This is a genomic window from Mycobacterium lehmannii, from assembly GCF_002245535.1.
GTDB lineage: Bacteria > Actinomycetota > Actinomycetes > Mycobacteriales > Mycobacteriaceae > Mycobacterium > Mycobacterium lehmannii.
The window spans coordinates 223,907-245,180 of record NZ_NKCN01000005.1 but is presented as its reverse complement, the minus strand read 5'-3'; the positions used below and the strand labels follow the sequence as shown (position 1 = coordinate 245,180).

22 protein-coding genes are annotated in these 21,274 nt (G+C 68.1%); 6 read left to right on the top strand and 16 right to left on the bottom strand.

All coding sequences use genetic code 11. From position 1 onward, the window contains the following. The first annotated feature begins 82 nt into the window (after positions 1-82). The 3 genes from CEX87_RS08815 to CEX87_RS27195 are packed head-to-tail and all read left to right on the top strand — an operon-like array spanning position 83 to position 2,342. Positions 83-1,861, top strand: a complete 1,779-nt coding sequence (locus tag CEX87_RS08815; protein ID WP_094286740.1) for an ABC-F family ATP-binding cassette domain-containing protein — start codon at positions 83-85, stop codon at positions 1,859-1,861. 17 nt (positions 1,862-1,878) lie between these two features. Beyond that, positions 1,879-2,193: a hypothetical protein gene (locus tag CEX87_RS27070; RefSeq protein WP_142301076.1), complete on the top strand. Its 315-nt coding sequence runs from the start codon at positions 1,879-1,881 to the stop codon at positions 2,191-2,193. Further along, positions 2,190-2,342 (top strand): hypothetical protein, encoded by a 153-nt coding sequence (locus tag CEX87_RS27195; RefSeq protein ID WP_158220760.1) that lies wholly within the window; start codon positions 2,190-2,192, stop codon positions 2,340-2,342. The genes CEX87_RS27070 and CEX87_RS27195 overlap by 4 nt, the downstream gene beginning before the upstream one ends. A 10-nt stretch (positions 2,343-2,352) precedes the next feature. Here CEX87_RS27195 and CEX87_RS08805 read toward each other — a convergent pair whose 3' ends face one another. The 12 genes from CEX87_RS08805 to CEX87_RS08750 all read right to left on the bottom strand — a co-directional run bounded on the left by CEX87_RS08805 (position 2,353) and on the right by CEX87_RS08750 (position 16,177). Further along, the gene (locus CEX87_RS08805; RefSeq protein WP_064395661.1) at positions 2,353-3,228 is read right to left on the bottom strand and encodes an alpha/beta hydrolase; all 876 of its coding nucleotides are present in this window, start codon (positions 3,226-3,228) and stop codon (positions 2,353-2,355) included. Beyond that, positions 3,225-4,637 (bottom strand): argininosuccinate lyase, encoded by a 1,413-nt coding sequence (gene argH, locus CEX87_RS08800; protein WP_064395662.1) that lies wholly within the window; start codon positions 4,635-4,637, stop codon positions 3,225-3,227. The genes CEX87_RS08805 and argH overlap by 4 nt, the downstream gene beginning before the upstream one ends. Before the next feature lie 99 nt (positions 4,638-4,736). Then, positions 4,737-5,936 carry an argininosuccinate synthase gene (locus tag CEX87_RS08795; RefSeq protein WP_064395663.1) on the bottom strand — a complete coding sequence of 400 codons (1,200 nt, stop codon included), beginning with the start codon at positions 5,934-5,936 and terminating at the stop codon, positions 4,737-4,739. After that, positions 5,936-6,460, bottom strand: coding sequence for an arginine repressor (locus CEX87_RS08790; RefSeq protein WP_197505904.1), 525 nt, complete (start codon positions 6,458-6,460; stop codon positions 5,936-5,938). The genes CEX87_RS08795 and CEX87_RS08790 overlap by 1 nt, the downstream gene beginning before the upstream one ends. Next, positions 6,427-7,371: an ornithine carbamoyltransferase gene (gene argF, locus CEX87_RS08785; protein ID WP_094286736.1), complete on the bottom strand. Its 945-nt coding sequence runs from the start codon at positions 7,369-7,371 to the stop codon at positions 6,427-6,429. The genes CEX87_RS08790 and argF overlap by 34 nt, the downstream gene beginning before the upstream one ends. Next, on the bottom strand, positions 7,368-8,561 hold the full coding sequence (locus CEX87_RS08780; protein ID WP_094286734.1) for an acetylornithine transaminase: 1,194 nt from the start codon (positions 8,559-8,561) through the stop codon (positions 7,368-7,370). Before CEX87_RS08780 ends, argF begins: the two co-directional genes overlap by 4 nt. Further along, a complete protein-coding gene (gene argB, locus CEX87_RS08775; RefSeq protein ID WP_066808918.1) occupies positions 8,558-9,430 on the bottom strand; it encodes an acetylglutamate kinase in 873 nt (290 codons plus the stop codon). The genes CEX87_RS08780 and argB overlap by 4 nt, the downstream gene beginning before the upstream one ends. After that, positions 9,427-10,632 (bottom strand): bifunctional glutamate N-acetyltransferase/amino-acid acetyltransferase ArgJ, encoded by a 1,206-nt coding sequence (gene argJ / locus CEX87_RS08770; RefSeq protein WP_094286732.1) that lies wholly within the window; start codon positions 10,630-10,632, stop codon positions 9,427-9,429. The genes argB and argJ overlap by 4 nt, the downstream gene beginning before the upstream one ends. Continuing rightward, positions 10,629-11,663: an N-acetyl-gamma-glutamyl-phosphate reductase gene (argC, locus tag CEX87_RS08765; protein ID WP_064419740.1), complete on the bottom strand. Its 1,035-nt coding sequence runs from the start codon at positions 11,661-11,663 to the stop codon at positions 10,629-10,631. The genes argJ and argC overlap by 4 nt, the downstream gene beginning before the upstream one ends. Before the next feature lie 47 nt (positions 11,664-11,710). After that, positions 11,711-14,209 carry a phenylalanine--tRNA ligase subunit beta gene (gene pheT / locus CEX87_RS08760; protein ID WP_094286730.1) on the bottom strand — a complete coding sequence of 833 codons (2,499 nt, stop codon included), beginning with the start codon at positions 14,207-14,209 and terminating at the stop codon, positions 11,711-11,713. Continuing rightward, the gene (gene pheS, locus CEX87_RS08755) at positions 14,209-15,252 is read right to left on the bottom strand and encodes a phenylalanine--tRNA ligase subunit alpha (RefSeq protein ID WP_094286728.1); all 1,044 of its coding nucleotides are present in this window, start codon (positions 15,250-15,252) and stop codon (positions 14,209-14,211) included. The genes pheT and pheS overlap by 1 nt, the downstream gene beginning before the upstream one ends. Positions 15,253-15,322: 70 nt before the next feature. Next, positions 15,323-16,177 (bottom strand): adenylate/guanylate cyclase domain-containing protein, encoded by an 855-nt coding sequence (locus CEX87_RS08750; protein WP_233151318.1) that lies wholly within the window; start codon positions 16,175-16,177, stop codon positions 15,323-15,325. 219 nt (positions 16,178-16,396) lie between these two features. Here CEX87_RS08750 and CEX87_RS08745 point away from each other — a divergent pair, with 219 nt between their 5' ends. Together CEX87_RS08745 and CEX87_RS08740 are read left to right on the top strand one after the other, a co-directional pair. Beyond that, positions 16,397-17,410, top strand: a complete 1,014-nt coding sequence (locus tag CEX87_RS08745) for an oxygenase MpaB family protein (RefSeq protein ID WP_064419743.1) — start codon at positions 16,397-16,399, stop codon at positions 17,408-17,410. A 5-nt stretch (positions 17,411-17,415) separates the two neighbouring features. Beyond that, on the top strand, positions 17,416-18,660 hold the full coding sequence (locus CEX87_RS08740) for an acyl-CoA dehydrogenase family protein (protein ID WP_094286726.1): 1,245 nt from the start codon (positions 17,416-17,418) through the stop codon (positions 18,658-18,660). Here CEX87_RS08740 and CEX87_RS08735 read toward each other — a convergent pair. Genes CEX87_RS08735 through infC form a run of 4 tightly spaced genes read right to left on the bottom strand, consistent with a single transcriptional unit; the run spans position 18,657 to position 20,668 of the window. After that, positions 18,657-19,415, bottom strand: coding sequence for a TrmH family RNA methyltransferase (locus CEX87_RS08735; RefSeq protein ID WP_094286724.1), 759 nt, complete (start codon positions 19,413-19,415; stop codon positions 18,657-18,659). The two genes, CEX87_RS08740 and CEX87_RS08735, sit on opposite strands and share 4 nt — an antisense overlap. Before the next feature lie 23 nt (positions 19,416-19,438). Continuing rightward, positions 19,439-19,828 carry a 50S ribosomal protein L20 gene (gene rplT / locus CEX87_RS08730; protein ID WP_064395676.1) on the bottom strand — a complete coding sequence of 130 codons (390 nt, stop codon included), beginning with the start codon at positions 19,826-19,828 and terminating at the stop codon, positions 19,439-19,441. Between the two features lie 37 nt (positions 19,829-19,865). Then, a complete protein-coding gene (rpmI, locus tag CEX87_RS08725; RefSeq protein WP_064395677.1) occupies positions 19,866-20,060 on the bottom strand; it encodes a 50S ribosomal protein L35 in 195 nt (64 codons plus the stop codon). Positions 20,061-20,080: 20 nt separating this feature from the next. Further along, the gene (gene infC / locus CEX87_RS08720) at positions 20,081-20,668 is read right to left on the bottom strand and encodes a translation initiation factor IF-3 (protein WP_082693995.1); all 588 of its coding nucleotides are present in this window, start codon (positions 20,666-20,668) and stop codon (positions 20,081-20,083) included. Positions 20,669-20,882: 214 nt separating this feature from the next. On the opposite strand from infC, the gene CEX87_RS08715 reads away from it, so the two are divergent. Further along, positions 20,883-21,245, top strand: coding sequence for a DUF1844 domain-containing protein (locus tag CEX87_RS08715; protein ID WP_064395679.1), 363 nt, complete (start codon positions 20,883-20,885; stop codon positions 21,243-21,245). The last annotated feature ends 29 nt before the right edge of the window (positions 21,246-21,274 follow it).

Genomic DNA, 21,274 nt, shown 5'->3' with positions numbered 1-21,274 from the left:
GGCCGCCATAGACCCCCGAATCGACCGACGTCATCATGGCACAGGGGCCCGGCCGGCAGGGCCGACCTATCATCGGCGGCTGATGGCGAACCTGATCAATGTCGAGCGCGTGACCGTCGGCTACGGCACCCGCACGCTCCTCGATGCGATCAGCCTGGGCATTGACGACGGTGACGCGATCGGCGTGGTCGGACGCAACGGCGACGGTAAGACCACGCTGCTGCAGATCTTGACGCTCACCCGCGAGCCGGATTCGGGCCGGGTGACCCACACCTCGGGGTTGTCGGTGGGCTATCTGCGGCAGAGTGACGACTTCGCCGCCGAGTCCACCGTGCGCGACGTGATCGTCGGTGGCCGTCCCGATCACGTCTGGGCGGCCGAACCCGAGACCCGCGACGTCGTCTCGCATTTGTTGGCCGACGTCTCCCTCGACAGTGCGGTCGGCCCGCTCTCGGGCGGCGAGCGGCGCCGGGTGGCGCTGGCTGCAGTGCTGATCGCCGGTCATGACGTCCTCGTGCTCGACGAGCCGACCAACCACCTCGACGTCGAGGTGATCGGATGGCTGGCCGCACACCTCAATCGGCGCCGGGCCAAGGCACTGGTGGTGGTCAGCCACGACCGCTGGTTCCTCGATGCGGTGTGCACCAGGACGTGGGAGGTGCATGCCGGTAGCGGAAAAGGGAAGGTAGAGGGCTACGAAGGCGGTTACGCGGCCTACGTGCTCGCGCGGGCCGAGCGGATGCGGCTGGCGGCCGGCGCCGAGGCGCGCAGGCAGAACCTCATGCGCAAGGAGCTGGCATGGCTGCGGCGCGGGCCGCCGGCGCGGACGTCGAAACCGAAGTTCCGCATCCAGGCCGCCAACGAGTTGATCGCCAACGAACCGCCGCCGCGGGACTCCCTGGTTCTACAGCGGTTCGCCACCAACCGGCTGGGCAAGGACGTGTTCGACCTGCACCGGGTGCGGCTCGAGGTGGGCGACACCGTCGTGTTGGACCAGGTCGACTGGTCGATCGGCCCCGGCGCGCGCATCGGGCTGGTCGGCGTCAACGGCACCGGCAAAACGTCGGTGCTGCGACTGCTGGCAGGTGAGCTGGCGCCGACGGCGGGCACGATCAAGCGGGGCGCGACGCTGCGGATCGGTTACCTCAGCCAGGCCCTGGCCGAACTCGACGGCGCCGACCGGGTGCTGGACGCGGTCGAGGATCGGCGAAGAATCACCCAACTGGCCGGCGGCGGCGAGATCAGCGCCGACACGTTGCTGCGGGACTTCGGGTTCACCGGCGACAAGCTGACGACGCGGGTGTCAGAGCTCTCAGGTGGTGAACGGCGCAGGTTGCAGTTTCTGCGGCTGTTGCTTGATGAACCGAACGTGCTCCTGCTCGACGAGCCGACAAACGACCTCGATATCGACACGTTGACCGTCATCGAGGATTACCTCGACGGCTGGCCGGGCACGCTGATCGCCGTCACCCACGATCGCTACTTCCTCGAACGGGTCTCCGATGTCACCTACGCGCTGACGGGTGGTGGCCGCTGCGAGCTGTTGCCGGGCGGAATCGAGCAGTACCTGGCGGACCGCGCGGCGGCCGCATCACCAGCACCTGCATCGACGGCGAGTGCAGCGGCGGCGGGTTCGCAAGGCGAAACGGCGTCGGCGCGGGAGCGCCGCACCGGCAAGGAGATGGCACGCATCGAGGGGCAGCTGGAAAAGCTGGAGTCGCGCATCGCCGCACTCCACGAGTTGATGGCGGAGGCCGCCGCGGACCATGTCCGGTTGGGCGAGCTCAACGCCGAGCTCCAGGAGCTGTTGAATCGCAAGGAATCTCTCGAAGAAGCGTGGCTGGCCGCCGCAGGCGGCTGACGCCGTAGCCTGGGAGCATGGCAACCAGATCGACCGGTGCCACCGCGCTCGCCGGGGTCGCTCTGCTCCTGCCGGGGTGCGGCTCGGGCGCCGAACCCCAGTCCACGGTGACCGTCACGGAGTCCGCCTCGCCCTCGAGCAGTCCGCAGGCCACGCCGACCCAGAACACACCGCCGCCCGCGGCGCCGCAGACGGGAGTCGCCGCCCCCGCCCGGCCGGCCGCAACCAATGCGTCCGCCTCGAACCCGCCCCGGATGGTCGCTACCAGGTGTACGACGCGGGGTCAGCAGTCGTCACGTTCGCTGACGGTCGCCTCACCCTCGAGTCGGTGACCCCGGCGGAGGGTTGGACGCATCAGGTCGACGATCAGGAACCCGAGGAGGTCGAGATCTCGTTCCGCAGAGGAGCTGAGGACCTCGACCTGGAAATCGAGGTCGACGACGGTCGTCTCGAGGTCAGCATCTGCAACGACGACGACTGATGCCGGGCGGCTAACCGAGGACCCGGCGCAGGAATGCGATCTGATCCGCAATCACGCGCTGGCGGACGTCGTCGCGGTAGAAGTCGAAATGGGCGAGGTCGTAGCTCTTTAGCTCACCTCGGGGCGCGAGTTCGGCCAGTCGTGCCGCATCGGCCTCCTGAGTTTCCTTGTCTCGCTTGCCGACGCACACCAGCACGGCCGCAGACACGTGCGGTGCGTGGTTGCCGGGTTTGTAGCGCATCATCGCGAACAGCGCTCGCGGTGCGACCTCGTTGCGCCACGTCGCGCTCTGCATGCCCTCGATGGTCTGGTGTGCCTCGGAACTGGCAATGACCGCGAGCTCACCCGGATCCCCGATCGCTTTGATGTAAGCGGGCGATGCACCCAGAGCGCCGCGCACGGTGTCGGTGGTCATCGCCCACAGCAGCCGCAGCGTGGCCGCCGTCGACCGGCCCTCGACCTCCTTGGGGAATCCGTTGAACGGGATCTGGGCGATCACGGCCGCGATCCGTGGATCCCGTGCCGCCGCCGTGACCACGTGGCCGCCACCGAGCGAGCTGCCCCACAACACGATGCGGTCGGGGTCGATACCGCTGCGGCCGCGGGCGAACGTGACCGCAGCGGCGATGTCGTCGAGTTGACCGCCGATGTCCACCAATTGCCTAGGCTCACCATGGCTTTCACCGAAGTTGCGGTAGTCGAACGTGAGGGCCGCGTAACCGGCGGCGGCGAAACTCCGCGCGTTCGCCGTCAACGCCGGGGTGTCCTGCGTGCCGCCGAAGCCCTGGCACAGCACCACACAGGGCCGGGGTTCGTCCTGGCCGCCGTCATAGAGGTGGCCCACCAGAGTCGTCGCACCGGAGCTGAACTCGACGCGTTCGGTCATCTCCTCAACCGTAGCCGCAGCCGCTCAGCGGTTTCGCGCACGGCACCGAGCTGCCGGGCGACCTGCGTCGGTGCGGTGCCGCCGCGGGCGTCGCGGGAGTCCACCGATCCCTCGATGGTCAGGACCTCACGCACCTGCGGGGTGAGTTCGGGATGGATTGCCGCGAGTTCGGCGTCCTCGAGTTCTTCCAGCCCGATGCCGCGCGCTTCGGCCGCGCGCACCGCGGCACCCGCGGCCTCATGCGCTACCCGGAACGGCACTCCCCTGCGCACAAGCCATTCGGCGACGTCGGTGGCCAGGGTGTAGCCGAGCGGCGCGAGCTCGGTCATCCGGTCGACGTCGAAGCGCAACGTCGCGACCAGCCCCGCCATGGCCGGCAGCAGGAGTTCGAGCTGGGCGACGGAGTCGAACACCGGTTCCTTGTCCTCCTGCAGGTCCCGGTTATAGGCCAACGGTTGAGCTTTGAGCGTCGCCAGCAGCCCGGTGAGGTTGCCGATCAACCGGCCGGACTTGCCGCGAGCGAGTTCGGCGATGTCGGGGTTCTTCTTCTGCGGCATGATGGAGCTACCGGTCGACCAGGCGTCGTGAAGGGTGACGTAGCCGAATTCGGTTGTGCTCCATAAGATGATGTCCTCGGCCAACCGGGACAGATCGACGCCGATCATCGAGAACACAAATGCCGCCTCCGCGGCGAAGTCCCGCGATGCGGTGGCATCGATCGAATTGTCGGCGGCGGTGTCGAAGCCGAGATCCTCGGCGATCGCGTCGGGATTCAAGCCCAGGGACGACCCGGCCAGCGCGCCGGACCCATAGGGCGACACCGCAGCCCGCTTGTCGAAGTCGGCCAGCCGGTCGACGTCGCGCAGCAACGGATGCGCATGCGCCAGTAGGTGATGCGCGAGAAGCACGGGTTGCGCGGACTGCAGATGCGTCTTGCCCGGCATGATCGCGGTCGGGTGGGCGGCCGCCTGGGCGGCCAACGCGTCGACGACCTGCAGAGCGCCGTCGGCGACGCGCCTGATCGCGTCGCGCAACCACATCCGGAACAGCGTGGCCACCTGATCGTTTCGCGACCGGCCCGCCCGCAACCGCCCACCGAGTTCCGCGCCGACCCGATCGATCAGGCCGCGCTCGAGGGCGCCGTGCACGTCTTCGTCCGTCACCAAGGGTCCGAAGCTGCCGTCGGTGACATCGGCAGCCAGGCTGTCGAGGCCCGCGAGCAGCCCGTCGCGCTGATCGTCGGTCAGCAACCCGGCGCCGTGCAGCACCTGCGCGTGCGCTTTGGATGCCCGGATGTCGTAGGGAGCGAGCACCCAGTCGAAGTGCGTCGACCTCGACAGGGCCGCGAGCGCGTCGGACGGTCCGTCGGCGAACCGTCCGCCCCACAGCGAACCTTCGTTCGTGCTCATCTCAGGACCCTCACTTCCCGCGAGTGACCGCGTTTGTACGCCCGAACCCGGTGTGTCGCCGTACAGACACGGTCGCTCGCGGTAGTGGATCGGAGGGCATCACGTATCGAGGTCCCGGCGGGCGGCGATGCTCGACGACAGACCGTGGATCTGCACGAAACCGCGGGCCGCCGACTGGTCGAACGTATCGCCCTCGTCGTAGGTGGCAAGGTTGAAGTCGTAGAGCGACTCGGCGCTGCGACGGCCGTTCACCGCGATGTGTCCGCCGTGCAGCACCAGCCGGATCTCTCCGGTCACGTGCTCCTGGGTCTTGGCGACGAAAGACTCCAGCGCCGTCTTCAGCGGGGAATACCAAAGCCCGTCGTAGACCAGCTCCCCCCACTTCTGGTCGGTGTGGCGCTTGAACCGGCCGAGTTCCCGCTCCAAGGTGACATGCTCGAGTTCGGTGTGCGCGGTGATCAACACCATCGCGCCCGGCGCCTCGTAGATCTCGCGGCTCTTGATGCCGACCAGCCGGTCCTCGACCACATCGAGCCTGCCGACACCCTGTTCACCGGCCCGGCGGTTCAACTCCTCGATCGCCTGCAGCACCGTCACCGGGCGGCCATCGATCGACACCGGCACGCCACGCTCGAAACCGATGATGACCTCGTCGGGTGTGCTCCAGTTGACCGTCGGATCCTCGGTGTAGTCGTAGACGTCCTTGGTCGGGGCGTTCCACAGATGCTCGAGGAAGCCGGTCTCCACCGCGCGACCCCAGACGTTCTGGTCGATCGAGAACGGCGAACGCTTGGTGACGTTGATCGGGATCGCGTTCTCCTCGGCGAACGCGATCGCCTTCTCCCGTGTCCACGCGTAGTCACGCACCGGCGCCAGCACCTTGAGATCCGGTGCCAGCGAAGCGAACCCGACCTCGAAGCGGACCTGGTCGTTGCCCTTGCCGGTGCAGCCGTGCGCGACGGTGCCGCCGCCGTGTTCGCGCGCCGCGGCCACGAGATGCTTGACGATCAGCGGTCGGCTCAGCGCCGAGACCAGCGGGTAGCGGTCCATGTACAGCGCGTTCGACTGGATCGCGGGCAGGCAGTACTCGTCGGCGAACTCGTCCTTGGCGTCGACGACGACGGCTTCCACGGCGCCGCAGTCGATGGCGCGCTTGCGCACAACCTCCATGTCCTCGCCGCCTTGGCCGAGATCGATTGCGACAGCGACGACCTCGCGCCCGGTCTCCTTGCCGATCCAGCTGATCGCCACCGAGGTGTCCAGGCCACCGGAATATGCCAGGATGACGCGTTCGGACATCAGCAGGTCTCCTTTTGTCTAATGCTCTCGAGTTTCGTTGCCAGTTCGGCGCCGGTCATCGGCTCACGCGCGACCACCAGGATGGTGTCGTCACCGGCGACGGTACCGACGACGAACGGAAGTGCCGCGCGGTCCATCGCGCTGGCAAGGTAGTGCGCCGCCCCGGGCGGGGTGCGCAGGATGGCCAGGTTGCCGCTGGAGTCGGTCGACACGAGCAGTTCGGCCAGCAGCCGCGACATCCGCTCGGTGCCACCGGAAACGCCGCGCACCGGGCTGCCGTCCTCGGGGACGATGTACACGCCGACGCCGCCGTCGGCACCGCGCAGTTTCACCGCGCCGAGTTCTTCCAGATCGCGCGACAGCGTGGCCTGCGTGACCTCGATGCCCTCCTCGGCCAGCAGGGCGGCCAGCTCGGTCTGGCTGTGCACCGACCGCGACGACAGGATCGCCACGATGCGGGCCTGCCGCCCGGCACGAGTCGCCGCCGACGTCACTGCCCGGCTCCCGCCCGCTCCAGCAGCCACACCAGCAGCGCCTTCTGCGCGTGCAGGCGGTTCTCGGCTTCATCCCACACCGCGCTCTGCGCGCCGTCGATCACCTCGTCGGTGATTTCTTCACCGCGGTGCGCCGGAAGGCAGTGCAGCACAACCGCATCGGCGTCGGCACGGCCTAGCAGGGCTTCGTTGACCTGGTACGGCCGGAACGGCCCTACCCGGTCCAGGCCGTCGTTCTCCTGACCCATCGACGTCCACGTGTCGGTGACCAGGACGTCGGCGCCGTCGGCGGCTGCGTTCGCATCATCGGTCGCGGTGACCGTCGCACCGGTCTCCGAAGCCCGTTTCTGCGCGGCGTCGACGAAGTCCGGATGCGGGTGGAAGCCGTCCGGTGCCGCGATCGTCACATTCACACCCGCGGTGACGCCGCCCAGCATCAGCGAGTGCGCCATGTTGTTGGCGCCGTCGCCGAGGTAGGTCATCCGCAAGCCCGACAGCCTGCCTTTGCGCTCGGCGAGCGTCTGCAGATCGGCCAGCACCTGGCACGGGTGGAACTCGTCGGACAGCGCGTTGACGATCGGCACACTCGCACCCGCCGCCATCGCGGTCAGCCGGTCCTGGGCAAAGGTGCGCCACACGATCGCCTTGACGTAGCGCGAGAGCACCCGGCCGGTGTCCTCCAGTGTCTCGTCTCGACCCAGCTGAGTGCTGCGGCCGTCGACCACGACGGCGTGGCCACCGAGTTGGGCAACGCCCAGCTCGAACGAGAACCGGGTCCGCGTGGAGTTCTTGTCGAAGATCACCGCCACGCCGCTCGGGCCCTCCAGAGGGCGACGGCTGAACGGCTGGGCCTTCAATTCGGCTGCCAGAGCGAGCACCTCGGCCTGTTCGGCGGGGCTCAGATCGTCGTCACGCAGGAAGTGCCGGATGGTTGCGGTCATGAGGTTGCGCCCTTTTCGAGGCCCATGTCGAGGACGGCGGGAAGCGCGGCGAGGAAGTCGTCGACCTGAGCCTCGCTGATCACCAGCGGCGGGGCCAGCCGGACCACGTCGGGAGCCGCGGCGTTGACGAGGAAGCCGGCGTCGCGGGCCGCGGCCTCGACGGCTTTGGCGGCTTCGGCGGTCAGCACGACACCGAGCAGCAGGCCACGGCCGCGGACGTGGTCGATCAACGGATGCCCAGTGGCCTCGATGCCCGCCGACAGCGTTTTGCCGAGCACGTCGGCGCGGCTGATCAGATCGTCGTCGGCCAGCACCCGCAGCACCGCCAGCGCGGCGGCGGTGCAGACAGGGTTGCCGCCGAACGTGCTGCCGTGCAATCCGGGCGTCAACAGCTCCGCGGTGGCGCCCGTCGCGATGCATGCGCCGATCGGCAACCCGCCGCCGAGGCCCTTGGCCAGGGTTACGACATCCGGAGTGATCCCGTCGTGCTGATGCGCGAAAAACGCTCCGGTGCGGCCCATTCCGGTCTGCACCTCGTCGAGCACCAGCAGTGCGTTGTGCTGCGCAGTGATCTCGCGGGCGGCGACGAGGTAGCCGGCGGGCGGAACCACGACCCCGCCCTCGCCCATGATCGGCTCGAGGAACACCGCGGCGGTTTCGTCGTCGACGGCGGCTCGCAGCGCATCGATGTCGCCGTAGGGCACATGGGTCACCTCACCCGGCAGCGGCGCGAACGGCGCCTGCTTGGACGGCTGACCGGTGAGGGCAAGAGAGCCCATGGTGCGACCGTGGAAAGCGCCTTGCGCCGCAACCAGTTTCGTGCGCCCAGTGAGTCGTGTGATCTTGAAAGCGACTTCGTTGGCTTCGGTGCCGGAGTTGCAGAAGAACACCTTGGCCGGCGCGGCCGGGCCCGCTCCGAGCAGCCCGACCAGCGCTTCGGCCAGCGCGACACCGGGTTCGGTCGCATACAGGTTCGACGTGTGGCCCAGCGTGTTGAGCTGAGCGGTGACGGCTTCGATGACCGCGGGATGTCGGTGGCCCAGGATGTTGACCGCGATGCCGCCGAGCAGATCGACATAGGTCTTGCCGTCGACGTCGGTGACCACCGCGCCGTCACCGCTGGACAACGCCAGCGGCGGGGTGCCGTAGTTGTTCATCATCACGGTCTGCCACCGCTCAAGCAGGGTCATGACCGCACCACTTTCGTCCCCGTCCCCTCGTCGGTGAGCAGTTCGACCAGCACGCAGTGCTCGACGCGGCCGTCGATGACATGTGCGCTCGGCACACCACCGGCCACCGCGCGCAGACACGCCTCGATCTTGGGCACCATCCCGGCCTCCAGTGTCGGCAGCATTTGCGTCAGTGCGGCGGAGTCGATCTCGCTGACCAGCGAGCCGCGGTCGGGCCAATTCGTGTACAGGCCCTCGACATCGGTGAGCATCAGCAGTTTCTCGGCGCCCAACGCCTCGGCCAGCGCGGCGGCCGCCGTGTCGGCGTTGATGTTGTGCACCACCCCGCCGATGTCGGGGGCGATGGTCGACACCACCGGAATCCGACCCGCGGCAATGAGATCCAGCAGCGATTCGGCGTTGACCCTCTCGACGTCGCCGACCAGGCCGATGTCGGTGGCCACACCGTCGACGGTCACGCTGCGCCGCACCGCGGTGAACAACTGGGCGTCCTCGCCGGTGACCCCGACCGCGTACGGGCCGTGGGCGTTGATCAGCCCGACCAGTTCCCGGCCGACCTGACCGAAAAGCACCATGCGCGCCACGTCCAGCACCTCGGGTGTGGTGACCCGGAACCCGCCCTTGAAATCGCCTTGAATGCCGAGGCGTTTGAGCATCGCGCTGATCTGTGGACCGCCGCCGTGCACGACGACGGGATGGACGCCGCAGTTGCGCAGGAAGACCATGTCGGCGGCGAACGCGGCCTTGAGCACGTCGTCGGTCATCGCGTTGCCGCCGTACTTGATCACGACGGTCTTGCCGTGCAGCTGTTTGAGCCACTCCAGCGCTTCGGCCAGAACCTTTGCCTTGATCGGGGTTTCGACGCTCATGAGCTGTACGCCGAGTTCTCTTCGACGTAACCGTGCGACAGGTCGGTGGTGCGGACGGAGGCCTGGGCCGCCCCGTCGCCGAGGTCGATGGTGACGGTGATGTCGGCACCGGAGAGATCCACGTCGCGTGAACCCGGTTGCGGCGCCCCGTCCCGCCAGACCGCAAACCCATTGAAGGACACGGTGACCCGCTCCGGATCCACCTTGAACGGCGCCATGCCGATGGCTGCCAGCACCCGGCCCCAGTTCGGGTCCGAGCCGAACAGCGCGGTCTTGACCAGGCTGTCCCGCGCGACGATGCGGGCGCCGAGCAGTGCGTCGTCCTCGGAAGCCGCACCGGCCACCGTGACGACGATCCGTTTCGTCACACCCTCGGCGTCGGCCTGCAACTGCTGGCACAGGTCGTCGCACACCCTCAGGATCGCCTCGTCGAGTTCGCTCTGGCTGGGCTTGACCGCGCTGGCGCCGGACGACAGAAGCAATACCGAGTCGTTGGTCGAACAGCTGCCGTCGACGTCGAGGCGGTCGAAGGTGAGCGAGGTGGCCTTGCGCAGCGCCTCGTCGAGTGCGGCGGAATCGGCGACCGCGTCGGTGGTGAGCACGCACAACATGGTGGCCAGCGACGGGGCGATCATGCCTGCGCCCTTGGCCATTCCGCCGACGGTCCAGTTGTCGGCGTGGTGCAGCGCGACCTGCTTGGGCACGGTGTCGGTGGTCATGATGGCCCGCGCGGCCTCTTCGCCGCCGTGGAGTCCACCCGACAGTTCGTGCACGATCTCGGTGACGCCGGGCAGCACTTTGTCCATCGGCAGCCGGTCGCCGATCAGCCCGGTCGAACAGACCGCGACCTCGATCGCGCCGGTTTCGGTGCCCCAGTCGCTCAACGCCGCCGCGACCGCCTCGGCGGTGGCGTGGGTGTCCTGGAAGCCCTGCGGCCCGGTGCAGGCGTTGGCGCCGCCGGAGTTCAGGATCACCGCGCGCAGGCGGCCGGTGGTGAGCACTTGGCGGCTCCACAGCACCGGCGCGGCCTTGACCTGATTGCGGGTGAACACCCCCGCAGCGGCGTAGTCGGGGCCCTCGTTGAACACCAACGCCAGGTCCAGCGCGCCGGATGCTTTGATGCCTGCGGCGATTCCGGTCGCGCGGAAGCCTTCGGGGGCCGTGACGCCCTGGGTGCGAAGCAGCCGGGTGCCGGAAGTCACGGTGCCATGCCCACGATCGAAAGCCCCTCGGTCTCGGGCCAGCCCAGCGCCAGGTTCATCGACTGCACCGCGGCACCGCCGGTGCCTTTGACGAGGTTGTCGATCGCGGCGACGACGATCAACGTCTTCGCATCCTCGTCCAGGGCGACGGCCAGCTGGGCGGCGTTGCTGCCCAGCACCGAACCCGTCTTCGGCAGTTGCCCTTCCGGCAGCACGTGGACGAACGGTTCGGCGTCGTAGGCCTTTTCGTAGGCGGCGCGGATCTCCGGAAGCGAGGCGTCGGTGCGTGCGGTGCAGGTGGCCAGGATGCCGCGAGAGGTCGGTATGAGCACCGGCGTGAACGACACGGTCACGTCCTTGTTGCCGACCGCGCGCAGCCCCTGGGCGATCTCCGGTGTGTGCCGGTGCTTACCGCCGATGTTGTACGCGCGTGCCGAGCCGATCACCTCGGCGCCCAGCAGATCGGGTTTGGCGGCCCGGCCCGCCCCCGACGCGCCGCTGACCGACACCACGGTCACGGCCGGCTCGATGAGGTCTTCTGCCACCGCGGGCCACAGCGCCAGCAGGGCCGCGGTCGGATAGCACCCGGGCACCGCGATCCGCTTCGCACCGCGCAGCCGGTCGCGCGCACCCGGTAGCTCCGGCAGCCCGTAGGGCCAGGTACCGGCGTGCTCGGAGCCGTAGAACCGCTGCCAGGCCGCGGCGTCGGCGAGCCGGAAATCGGCGCCGCAGTCCACGATCAGCGTGTCACCGCCGAGCTGTTCGGCCAGCTGAGCGGAATGCCCGTGCGGTAACCCCAGAAACACCACATCGTGTCCCCGCAGCACCTCTTTGTCGGTGGCCTCCAGCACGCGGTTGGCCAGCGGCAACAGGTGCGGATGGTGCTCGGCCAGCGCGGTGCCCGCACTCGCCGCTGCGGTCAGCGCGCCGATCGTCAGCCGGCCGTCGGCATAAGCGGGATGTCCGAGAAGCAGGCGTAGGATCTCACCGCCGGCGTATCCGCTGGCGCCCGCTACCGCAACTGAAACCATGCAGGCAATTCTGCATGTTTATGCATACCTATGCAAATTCATTAATATCAGCGGCGTTGCTCGGCGCCGATGCGCTCCGTCGCGGCCTGCACGGCCGCTTCGCGTGCCGCGCTGGCCTCGTCCTCGGTGAGCGTGCGATCGGCGGCACGGAACCGCAGCGCGAACGCCAGCGATTTGCGGCCCTCGCCGACCTGCGGGCCGGTGTAGACGTCGAACAGCCGCACGTCCTCCAGCAGCGGCCCCGCGCCCGCCCGCACCGCCTCGACCACGGCGGCCGCGGCGACGTCCTCGTCGACGACCAGGCTGATGTCCTGAAACACGGCGGGAAACGGCGACACCCTCGGAGCCGGAAGTCGCTCGACGATGGGTATGGCGTCCAGATCCAGTTCGAGGGCACAGGTGCGCTTGGGCAGACCCGACCGCTCGACGACCGCCGGGTGCAGTTCACCGGCGTGGCCGACGACGGTTCCGCCCTGCCGGTCGCCCAGCACCACTTCGGCGCAGCGCCCCGGATGCCACGGCAGGCGCTGAGCGGCGCGCAGGCTCAGCTCGACACCGGCGGCGCGAGCGATCACCTGCACCGCCTCGAACACGTCGCCGGGCTGCACCGCGCGACCCGGACCCCATGGGCCTGCGGGTTCGCGCAACCCGGCCACCACCAGGGCGACGTGCTGGGGCTGTCGCGGCAGCGACGCGTTCAGCGCGGCGATCTCGTCGTCGCTGGGCCGCCGGTCGGTCGGTATCCGTTCGAGGGAACGGGTGTCCGGCGTCGGTTGGACGACCTGCTGGATCGCGAACAAACCGACGTCCACGGTTCCGCGAGACACGTTGCGGCTCAGTGCCTCCAATAGTCCCGGCAGCAGGGTGGTGGCCAACCGCGGGCGGTCGGAATCCAGCGGGTTGAGCACGTTGGTCGTGGTACGGCGGGGGTCGTCGGCGGGCAGGCCCCACTGGTCGAACACGCCCGCCGGCAGAAACGGCGTGGGCAGGATCTCCACATACCCGTTGAGTCCCAACGACTTACCGATCGCACGCCGTCGCCTCTGCACCGGAGTCAGCCCGCGGCCGGCCGGGGCCAGCGGCAACACCGACGGAATGGTCTCCAGATCCTCGAGACGCAGCACCTCTTCGACGAGGTCGGCGGGTTGACGCAGATCGGGCCGCCAACTCGGCGGCGTGACGGTGAGCGTGCCCTCGGCGGCGACGACCCGTGCGCCGATCTGGGTGAGCCGCCGTTCTGCGGTGCCCGGTGCGTAGTCGACACCGGCGGTGCGGTCGGGCAGGTCGGCCGCCATCGTGACGGGCGGGTGCGACCAGTCGTCTCTGGGCGGTTCGCCGCGCCAGTCGGTCAGCGTGGGTTCGACCGTGCCGTTGGCGATCTCGGCGAGCAGCGCGGCGCAGCGGTCCAGCGCGGCGACCGAGATGGCCGGATCGACGCTGCGTTCGTAGCGCCGACCCGCCTCGCTGTACAGGCGCAGCCGCCGCTGTGTGCGCGAGACGGCGGCCGGGTCCCACACGGCGGCCTCCAGCAGTACGTCGGTGGTCGTCTCGCGCACCTCGGTGGTGCCCGCGCCCATAACGCCGCCGATCGCGGCGGTCGCTTCGTCGTCGACGATCAGCACATCGGCCGTGTCGAGGCGGCGTTCGACATCGTCGAGGGTGACCACGGTCTCCCCCGGTTCGGCGAAGCGCACGCGGAATCCGCCGGTGATCAGGCTGCGGTCGTGGGCGTGCATCGGGTGGCCGAGCTCGAGCATCACGTAGTTGGTGACGTCCACCGCGGGAGAGATGGCCCGGATGCCGGACAACAGAAGCCGTCGCTGCAGCCACCACGGTGAGACGGCGCCGGCATCGATGCCGGTCACCGGGCGTAGTCCGAACCGCTGGACGCCGGTGCCCGGGTCGATCGACACGGGCAGCGCCTCGCCGTCGGCCGGTAACGGGGCAACGTCGGCGGGGTCGACGTAATCGAGGTCGTAGGCGGTGGCGACCTCGCGGGCCAGCCCGCGCACCGACAGGCAGTAGCCCCGGTCCGGTGTGATGGCCAGGTGGAAGACGACGTCGTCGAGGCCGAGGAGATCGGCGGCGGGGTGACCCGGTTCGGCGGTGTCGGCAGGTAGCACGAGGATGCCCGAATGGTCGGTGCCCAGATTCATTTCGGCCGTCGAGCAGATCATCCCGTCGGAGATCCGGCCATAGGTCTTGCGGCTGGCGATGGTGAAGTCGCCGGGCAGCACCGTACCGGGCAGTGCCACCACGACCAGATCGCCGACGACGAAGTTCGTTGCACCGCAGACGATGTCCCGTGGCTCGGCTTCTCCGACGTCGACCTTGACGGCGCGGATGGGCTTCTTGAACTCGGTGAGCTCCTCGATGGCGGCCACCCGTCCCACCGTCAGCGGGCCCGTGACGGGGCCGACCGGAATGACCTCCTCGACCTCATGGCCGATGCGGATCAACGTCTCTTCGAGGTCGGCGGGGCTCACGTCCCAACCCGGCGCGCCGGCCCGCACGACGTCGCGCAGCCAGCTGTACGGCAGCCGCATCAGGCCCCGACCCCGAACGGCAGGGAGAACCGCACGTCACCTTCGACCATGTCGCGCATGTCCGGAATTCCGTTGCGGAACTGCAGGGTTCGTTCCAGGCCCATGCCAAACGCGAAGCCGGAGTAGGCATCAGGATCGATCCCGCAGGCGCGCAGCACGTTCGGATTGACCATGCCGCAACCGCCCCATTCGACCCAGCCGGCTCCGCCCTTCTTGTTCTCGAACCAGATATCGACCTCGGCCGACGGTTCCGTGAACGGAAAGAAATGCGGACGGAACCGTGTGCGCGCCTGAGGACCGAACTCGGAGCGGGCGAAAGCATCCAGCGTGCCGCGCAGATGGGCCATCGTCAGTCCTTTGTCCACCGCGAGGCCTTCGACCTGATGGAAGACCGGAGTGTGGGTGGCGTCGAGTTCGTCGGTGCGAAACGTGCGCCCGATCGAAACGATGTAGACCGGCGGCTCGCGTTCTAGCAGCGTGCGGATCTGCACCGGTGAGGTGTGGGTGCGCAACACCTGCCGCGATCCCTCGGGGCCGATGTGGAAGGTGTCCTGCTCGCTGCGCGCCGGATGGTCGGGAGCGAAGTTCAGCGCATCGAAGTTGAACTGCTCGGTTTCGACCTCGGGTCCCTCGGCGAGTTCCCAGCCCATCGCGACGAACGTGTCGGCGATGCGCTCGCCCAGAATCGTGATCGGGTGGCGGGCGCCGACCGGTTGTCGGGTCGAGGGCAGCGTCACATCGATACGCTCGGCCACCAGCACCGCGGCGTCGCGCTCTGCCCGCAGCGCCGCCAGCCGCTCGTCGTACGCGCTCTGCGCCTGTGTGCTGGCGACGTTGACCCGTTTACCCGCGTCAGCCCGCTCGGCCTTGGCCAGCGACCCAAGCGACTGGCGCGCCAACGCGATCGGAGACCGGTCGCCGAGATGCTCGGTTTTCGCCCGCGCGAGCGCATCGAGGTCGGCGGCCGCGTCGAACGCACGCCGAGCAGCGCTGACAGCCTCGGTCAGCGCTTCTTCGGACAGGTCTGCGGGCCGATCAGCCACCCGGCGATCATAGGCGATGTGCCGATGGCCCTCGAACGCGTGCCGAGGCCGGCGCACGCACCGCAGCCCGCTATTCCGTCGCGGGCCGCTCCTCGTCGTCGCCAGCGTCCGGCGGGTGACTGAGAGTCTTCAGTCGATACATGACGAGATCGGCCGGGACACCGTCGTGTTTCGCAGCGAAGAGTTGCCGACGGAGTCGTTTGGCCTCGACTTCGAGCGAATCGAACTCCTCGGCGGAGATGCGGTCCAGTGTGGTCTGCGACACCACCAGCTCTCCGCGCGTCGCGCGGCCCATCACCCGGGCCGCGATGTTGACATCGACTCCGACCCAGTCCGACCCGATGCGCTGGGGATGGCCGGTGTGCACACCGACCCGCATTCGCGGCGTGAACCCGTCGACGTCAATGCTTTTCACCCCGTCGCGCGCGGCGATCGCGGCCCGCACCGCCGTCGTCGGATCGCGGAAAACCGCCATGAGGCCGTCGCCCATGCGCTTGACGATCTGCCCGCCGGCCTCCAACAGGGGCGGCTCGGCCACCTGGGACACGCGGCGCAGCAGCCGCAGTGTGGCCTCGTCGCCCGCATCGAGCGACCACGTCGAGAAGCCGACGAGATCGGTGAAGACCAGTGTCGCCTCGCGGTTGGCCGGTTTTCCGGACACGCGCTCAGTAAGGGCCTGCCAGACTTGCAGCGCGCCGAGGCTCACCTCGCGGGTGGCGACGTTGTGCTGGAGCAGCCGATCGGCGGCGCGGGCGGCGGCGCGCGGCCCACCCACCCCGTCTGCCGACAGGGGATCCCCGAACTCCGGATCACCGGGCAGCGCGCGCCGCGTACGTCGCAGGAACGCGATGATGTTCTCGTTGCGATTCGTGTTCTTCAGCCAGCCCAGGGGCCCGGTCGACCGCCCGAACGGCTCGACATCCACGCCCGCCAGCCTAAGCGGGCCGCTCGACGCCGAGCAATCTCCTAAAGCGAAGCGGTCGTCCGAATGACGAAAACGGAGCCCCTGAAGCGGCTGGTCACGGGTTTGTGGCGAGCCAGTAGCCGCTGAATAACGTTGTCCGACGACGCGCCCCGCAAATCGTAGACAACGTTGGTTGTCAACATTATCGTGGAGTTCGACGCCGATTCAGCGAGGAATCACATGACCGTGAGCAGCACCGCTAACCCCTTAGGTCCCGACTCGTTGACGTGGAAGTACTTCGGCGACCTCCGCACGGGATTGCTGGGTGTGTGGATCGGCGCCGTCCAGAACATGTATCCGGAACTGGGCGCAGGCGTCGAGGACCATTCGATCCTGCTGCGCGAACCGCTACAGCGCGTCGCGCGCTCGGTGTATCCGATCATGGGTGTGGTCTACGACGGTGAACGCGCTTCCCAGACCGGCGAGCAGATCAAGAGCTACCACACCACGATCAAGGGTGTGGACACCGAGGGCCGCCGCTACCACGCGCTGAACCCCGAGACCTTCTACTGGGCGCACGCCACCTTCTTCATGCTGATCATCAAGACGGCCGAGTACTTCTGCGGCGGCCTGACCGAGGCCGAGAAGCGACAGCTGTTCGACGAGCACGTGCAGTGGTACCGGATGTACGGCATGAGCATGCGGCCGGTGCCGGACAGCTGGGAGGAGTTCTGCGAGTACTGGGACCGCAAGTGCCGCGAGGAGCTCGAGATCAATCGCGCCACCCTCGACATCTTCTCGATCCGGATTCCCAAGCCCTGGTTCGTGTTGATGCCCACCGGGCTGTGGGACCAGCTCTTCAAGCCGATGGTCGGCGCGCAGCGCTGGATCGCGGCGGGCGTGTTCGACGACGCCCTTCGCGAGAAGGCCAACATGCGCTGGACGCCCGGGGATGAGGTGCTTCTTCGCCTGTTCGGCAAACTGGTGGAATTCGCTTTCGTGGCGGTGCCCGACGAAATCCGTTTGCACCCAAGGGCTTTGACTGCCTACCGGCGGGCCCAGGGCCGCCTTCCCTCCGACGCTCCACTGGTCGAGGCGCCTGCGTTCATGGCACCGCCGAGCGATCGGCGCGGGTTGCCGATGCACTACGTCCCGCCGCGCAAGTCGCTGCTCGATCGAGCCGGGTCGCTGGTGCACACCACGTTCTCTTTGGCGGGGCTGCGTCCGGCCCGCGGACGCCATAAGGCAGCCTAGGGGGCATGCTCGAATGGTCTGATGTCGATCTCGCCGTGCGCGATGCCGTCCGCGAGTTCGTCGATAAGGAAATCCGCCCGCACGTCGATGCGCTGGAAAGCGGCGAGATGGAGCCCTACCCCATCGTCCGCAAGCTGTTCGCGACGTTCGGCATCGCCGACATGGCGCGTGAGTCGCTGAACAAGCGCCTGGCCCGGCTGCGCGAAGTCGGCGGTTCGTCGGAGAAGTCCTCGGGCGGCGGCATGTTCGGCGAGGGTTCCGGCGGTATGGGGTTCGTCGTGGTCAGCGAGCTGTGCCGGGTGTCGATGGGCGTCGTCACGGGCATGGGGGTCAGCCTCGGCCTGACGGTGCCGACGATCATGAGCCGCGGCACGCTGGCCCAGCAGGAACGCTGGCTACCCGATCTGGTCACCTACGACAAGGTCGGCGCATGGGCGATCACCGAGCCCGACTCGGGCTCTGATGCGTTCGGCGGTATGAAGTCCTACGTCGTACGTGACGGCGACGACTACATCCTCAACGGCCAGAAGACCTTCATCACCAACGGCCCCGACGCCGACGTCGTCGTGGTGTACGCGAAGCTCAATGAAGACGAAGCGGGCGGCTCGGTTTCGGACAAGCGCGACCGCAAGGTGCTGACCTTTGTGCTCGACCGCGGCATGGAAGGTTTCGTACAGTCGAAGCCGTTCCGCAAGATGGGTATTCACAGCTCGCGCACCGGCGAGCTGTTCTTCAACAACGTGCGGTTGGGCCGGGACCGGTTGCTCGGCGAAACCGAGGACAATTCCGCGGGTGACGGCCGCGAAAGCGCGCGGTCGAGCTTCAGCGCCGAACGCATCGGCGTCGCGGCGATGTCGCTGGGCGTGATCGAGGAATGCCTGCGGTTGTGCGTCGACTACGCCAAGAGTCGCACTCTGTGGGGTCAGGAGATCGGCCAGTTTCAGCTGATCCAACTCAAGCTCGCGAACATGGAAGTGGCGCGGATGAACGTGCGCAACATCCTGTTTCGCGTGATCGAAGCGGCGCAGGCCGGTGTGTCGATCTCACTGCCGGAGGCGTCGGCGATCAAGTGGTACTGCTCGCAGGCCGCCACCGACGTCGCGATGGAGGCGGTGCAGCTGTTCGGCGGCAACGGTTACATGACCGAGTACCGCGTCGAACAGCTTGCGCGCGACGCCAAGTCGTTGATGATCTACGCCGGCAGTAACGAGGTGCAGATCACCCACGTGGCGCGGGGCTTGTTGAGCTAGGAGCGGCGGTGCGCGCGTGCGCTCTGGTATAGGCAGATCGCCGCGGCCGCGGCCACATTGAGGCTCTCGGCGGCCCCCGGCATCGGGATGTGAACGCGATGCGTGGCCGACGCGGTCAGTTCTGCGGGCAGACCGTGGGCCTCCGGCCCGAACAACCACGCCGTCGGTTCGGCCAGCGCGGCCTGCAGAGCGGGGCTGTCCAATGACATCTCGCCGTCGATGGTCGTCGCCAACACCTGCAGGCCGGTGCCCGCGAGCTCCGACACCGCCGAACCGGGATCGTCCTCGGTGACAACGGGAATCGAAAAGATACTGCCCGCGGACGCGCGCAAACACTTGCCATTGTAGGGGTCCACGCTGTGCCCGGCGAACACGACGGCGTCCGCCCCCATCGCGTCGGCGATCCGAATCAGCGTGCCCGCGTTGCCCGGTTCGGAGATCTCGACCGCGACGGCGACCAGCCGCGGCGAGGCGGCCAAGACCTCGCCCAGCGACGTCTCCGGTGTCGCGCACACGGCGACCAGGCCGACCGGAGTCACCGTCTCCGACAACGCTTTGGCGGCGCGTTCTGTCACCAGGTGCACCGGGACATCGGCCAGCATCGCAGCGAACCGGTGCGCGACGTCCTCGGTGGCGAACACCTCGGATACGAGTCCGCGCCGCAACGCCGCCTCGACCAGGTTGGGACCCTCGGCGAGGAAGCGTGCGGCGCGGCGTCGCCCGACGTGGCGGTGCAGCTTGACCGCTGCGACCACCCGGGCGGAGCGTTCGGTGAGCGTCAGGCAGCCTCGCCCGACGGCGCGTTCACGTCCGCGGGCAGTGCGCCCTTGGCGACCTCGACCAGCGCGGTGAACGCCGCGGGATCGCTGACGGCGATCTCGGCGAGGTTCTTGCGGTCCACCTCGACGCCAGCGGCCTTCAGCCCCTGGATCAGCCGGTTGTAGGTGATGTCGTTGGCGCGGGCCGCGGCATTGATACGCGAGATCCACAGCTTGCGGAACTCGCCCTTGCGGGCGCGCCGGTCACGATAGGCGTAGTTGAGCGAATGCAGCTGCTGCTCTTTGGCCTTGCGGTACAGCCGCGACCGCTGCCCCCGGTAACCCTTGGAGGCCTTGAGGATTGTCCGCCGCTTCTTCTGGGCGTTGACTGCGCGCTTGACGCGTGCCATGGGAATGTCCTTCGTTCAGGTCGTACGTGTTCGTCGGTCAGCCGTTGAGCATCTTCTTGATGCGGGCGTTGTCGGCGGCCGACACCTCGGTGCGGCCGGCGAGTCGCCGGGTGCGCTTGCTCGGCTTGTGCTCGAGCAAGTGGCGGCGGTTGGCCTTCTGGCGCACGATCTTGCCGGTCCCGGTGCGACGGAACCGCTTGGAAGCGCCGCTGTGGGTCTTCGCCTTGGGCATAGGTCCTCTGCTCTGTTGTTCTAACTGTTTCGGTCGGGTGCTGCGGCCGGCTCTGCGGAGCCTTCGGCCTGTTGCGCCGCCTTGGCGCGAGTCTTCGCGCCGCGGTGCGGGGCCAGCACCATCGTCATGTTGCGGCCGTCCTGCTTGGCCGAGGTCTCGACGAAGCCGTAGTCGGCGACGTCGGCGCCCAGCCGCTGCAGGAGACGGAAGCCCAACTCGGGTCGCGACTGTTCGCGGCCGCGGAACATGATCGTCACCTTGACCTTGGACCCGGCCTCCAGGAAGCGGATCACGTGACCCTTTTTGGTCTCGTAGTCGTGCGGGTCGATCTTGGGACGGAGCTTCTGTTCCTTGACGACGGTCTGCTGCTGGTTCTTGCGAGACTCGCGCGCCTTCTGAGCCGTCTCGTATTTGAACTTCCCGTAGTCCATGATCTTGCAGACCGGGGGTTTGGCATCCGGTGCTACTTCGACGAGATCGAGATCGGCATCCGCGGCGACGCGGAGGGCATCTTCGATGCGCACGATGCCTACCTGTTCACCGCCCGGTCCGATCAGGCGGACTTCAGGTACGCGGATACGCTCGTTGACGCGGGTCTCAGTGCTGATGGGGCCTCCTATGTTGTCCTCTAGGAGCCCACTCCGTCAGCTCTGCTCAATGAACAGAAAAGCCCTGCTCAAAGCAGGGCCCGCAGCCGACCAGGACAGGCAATCTGTTGCCTGTGACCGGACCGCTGAGCCGGTATGGCCAGCGGTGGGAGGGGGACTCCACTTGCTGTCCCTGGCGTTTGCCGGGACGGTCGCGCATGCCAGTCTAGCAGGCATGACCGATGACCCGAACTCAGCTGACCTCGAGAACGCCGGCGTTCGTGAACTCGCGGAGATCCCCGCCGTCGAGGTGATCACCCGGTCGGCCGTGATGCTGATGAGCGCCGCCGCTGAGAAGCTCGGGCTGTCGTCCGACTGTCCCGACGAGAGCCCGTACCGCGATCTCGACGAGGCCCGCAGGTTGATCACCGCCCTGGCCGGGTTGGTCACCGCGTCCGCGGAGTATCTCGGACCCCACGCCGGACCGGTGCGTGACGGCCTGAAGACGCTGCAGCTGGCCTTCCGTGAGGCCAGCGCATCACCCGACGAACCAGGGCAAGGCCCCGGCGAGAAATTCACCGGACCCGTCTGGTCGTGAGTCGCCACCCATTTGGGGTCCCAACCGAA

What these genes read in the sequence shown, in the direction of transcription:
- argB (WP_066808918.1), bottom strand. Translation starts at nt 9,430, where the DNA reads ATGAGCGTCGAAACCCCGATCAAGGCAAAGGTTCTGGCCGAAGCGCTG.
- rpmI (WP_064395677.1), bottom strand. Translation starts at nt 20,060, where the DNA reads ATGCCCAAGGCGAAGACCCACAGCGGCGCTTCCAAGCGGTTCCGTCGC.
- pheT (WP_094286730.1), bottom strand. Translation starts at nt 14,209, where the DNA reads ATGCGGCTGCCGTACAGCTGGCTGCGCGACGTCGTGCGGGCCGGCGCG.
- argC (WP_064419740.1), bottom strand. Translation starts at nt 11,663, where the DNA reads ATGGTTTCAGTTGCGGTAGCGGGCGCCAGCGGATACGCCGGCGGTGAG.
- argF (WP_094286736.1), bottom strand. Translation starts at nt 7,371, where the DNA reads ATGACCGCAACCATCCGGCACTTCCTGCGTGACGACGATCTGAGCCCC.
- argH (WP_064395662.1), bottom strand. Translation starts at nt 4,637, where the DNA reads ATGAGCACGAACGAAGGTTCGCTGTGGGGCGGACGGTTCGCCGACGGA.
- CEX87_RS08795 (WP_064395663.1), bottom strand. Translation starts at nt 5,936, where the DNA reads ATGTCCGAACGCGTCATCCTGGCATATTCCGGTGGCCTGGACACCTCG.
- CEX87_RS08715 (WP_064395679.1), top strand. Translation starts at nt 20,883, where the DNA reads ATGACCGATGACCCGAACTCAGCTGACCTCGAGAACGCCGGCGTTCGT.
- CEX87_RS08815 (WP_094286740.1), top strand. Translation starts at nt 83, where the DNA reads ATGGCGAACCTGATCAATGTCGAGCGCGTGACCGTCGGCTACGGCACC.
- CEX87_RS27070 (WP_142301076.1), top strand. Translation starts at nt 1,879, where the DNA reads ATGGCAACCAGATCGACCGGTGCCACCGCGCTCGCCGGGGTCGCTCTG.
- CEX87_RS08780 (WP_094286734.1), bottom strand. Translation starts at nt 8,561, where the DNA reads ATGACCCTGCTTGAGCGGTGGCAGACCGTGATGATGAACAACTACGGC.
- CEX87_RS08805 (WP_064395661.1), bottom strand. Translation starts at nt 3,228, where the DNA reads ATGACCGAACGCGTCGAGTTCAGCTCCGGTGCGACGACTCTGGTGGGC.
- CEX87_RS08745 (WP_064419743.1), top strand. Translation starts at nt 16,397, where the DNA reads ATGACCGTGAGCAGCACCGCTAACCCCTTAGGTCCCGACTCGTTGACG.
- CEX87_RS08740 (WP_094286726.1), top strand. Translation starts at nt 17,416, where the DNA reads ATGCTCGAATGGTCTGATGTCGATCTCGCCGTGCGCGATGCCGTCCGC.
- rplT (WP_064395676.1), bottom strand. Translation starts at nt 19,828, where the DNA reads ATGGCACGCGTCAAGCGCGCAGTCAACGCCCAGAAGAAGCGGCGGACA.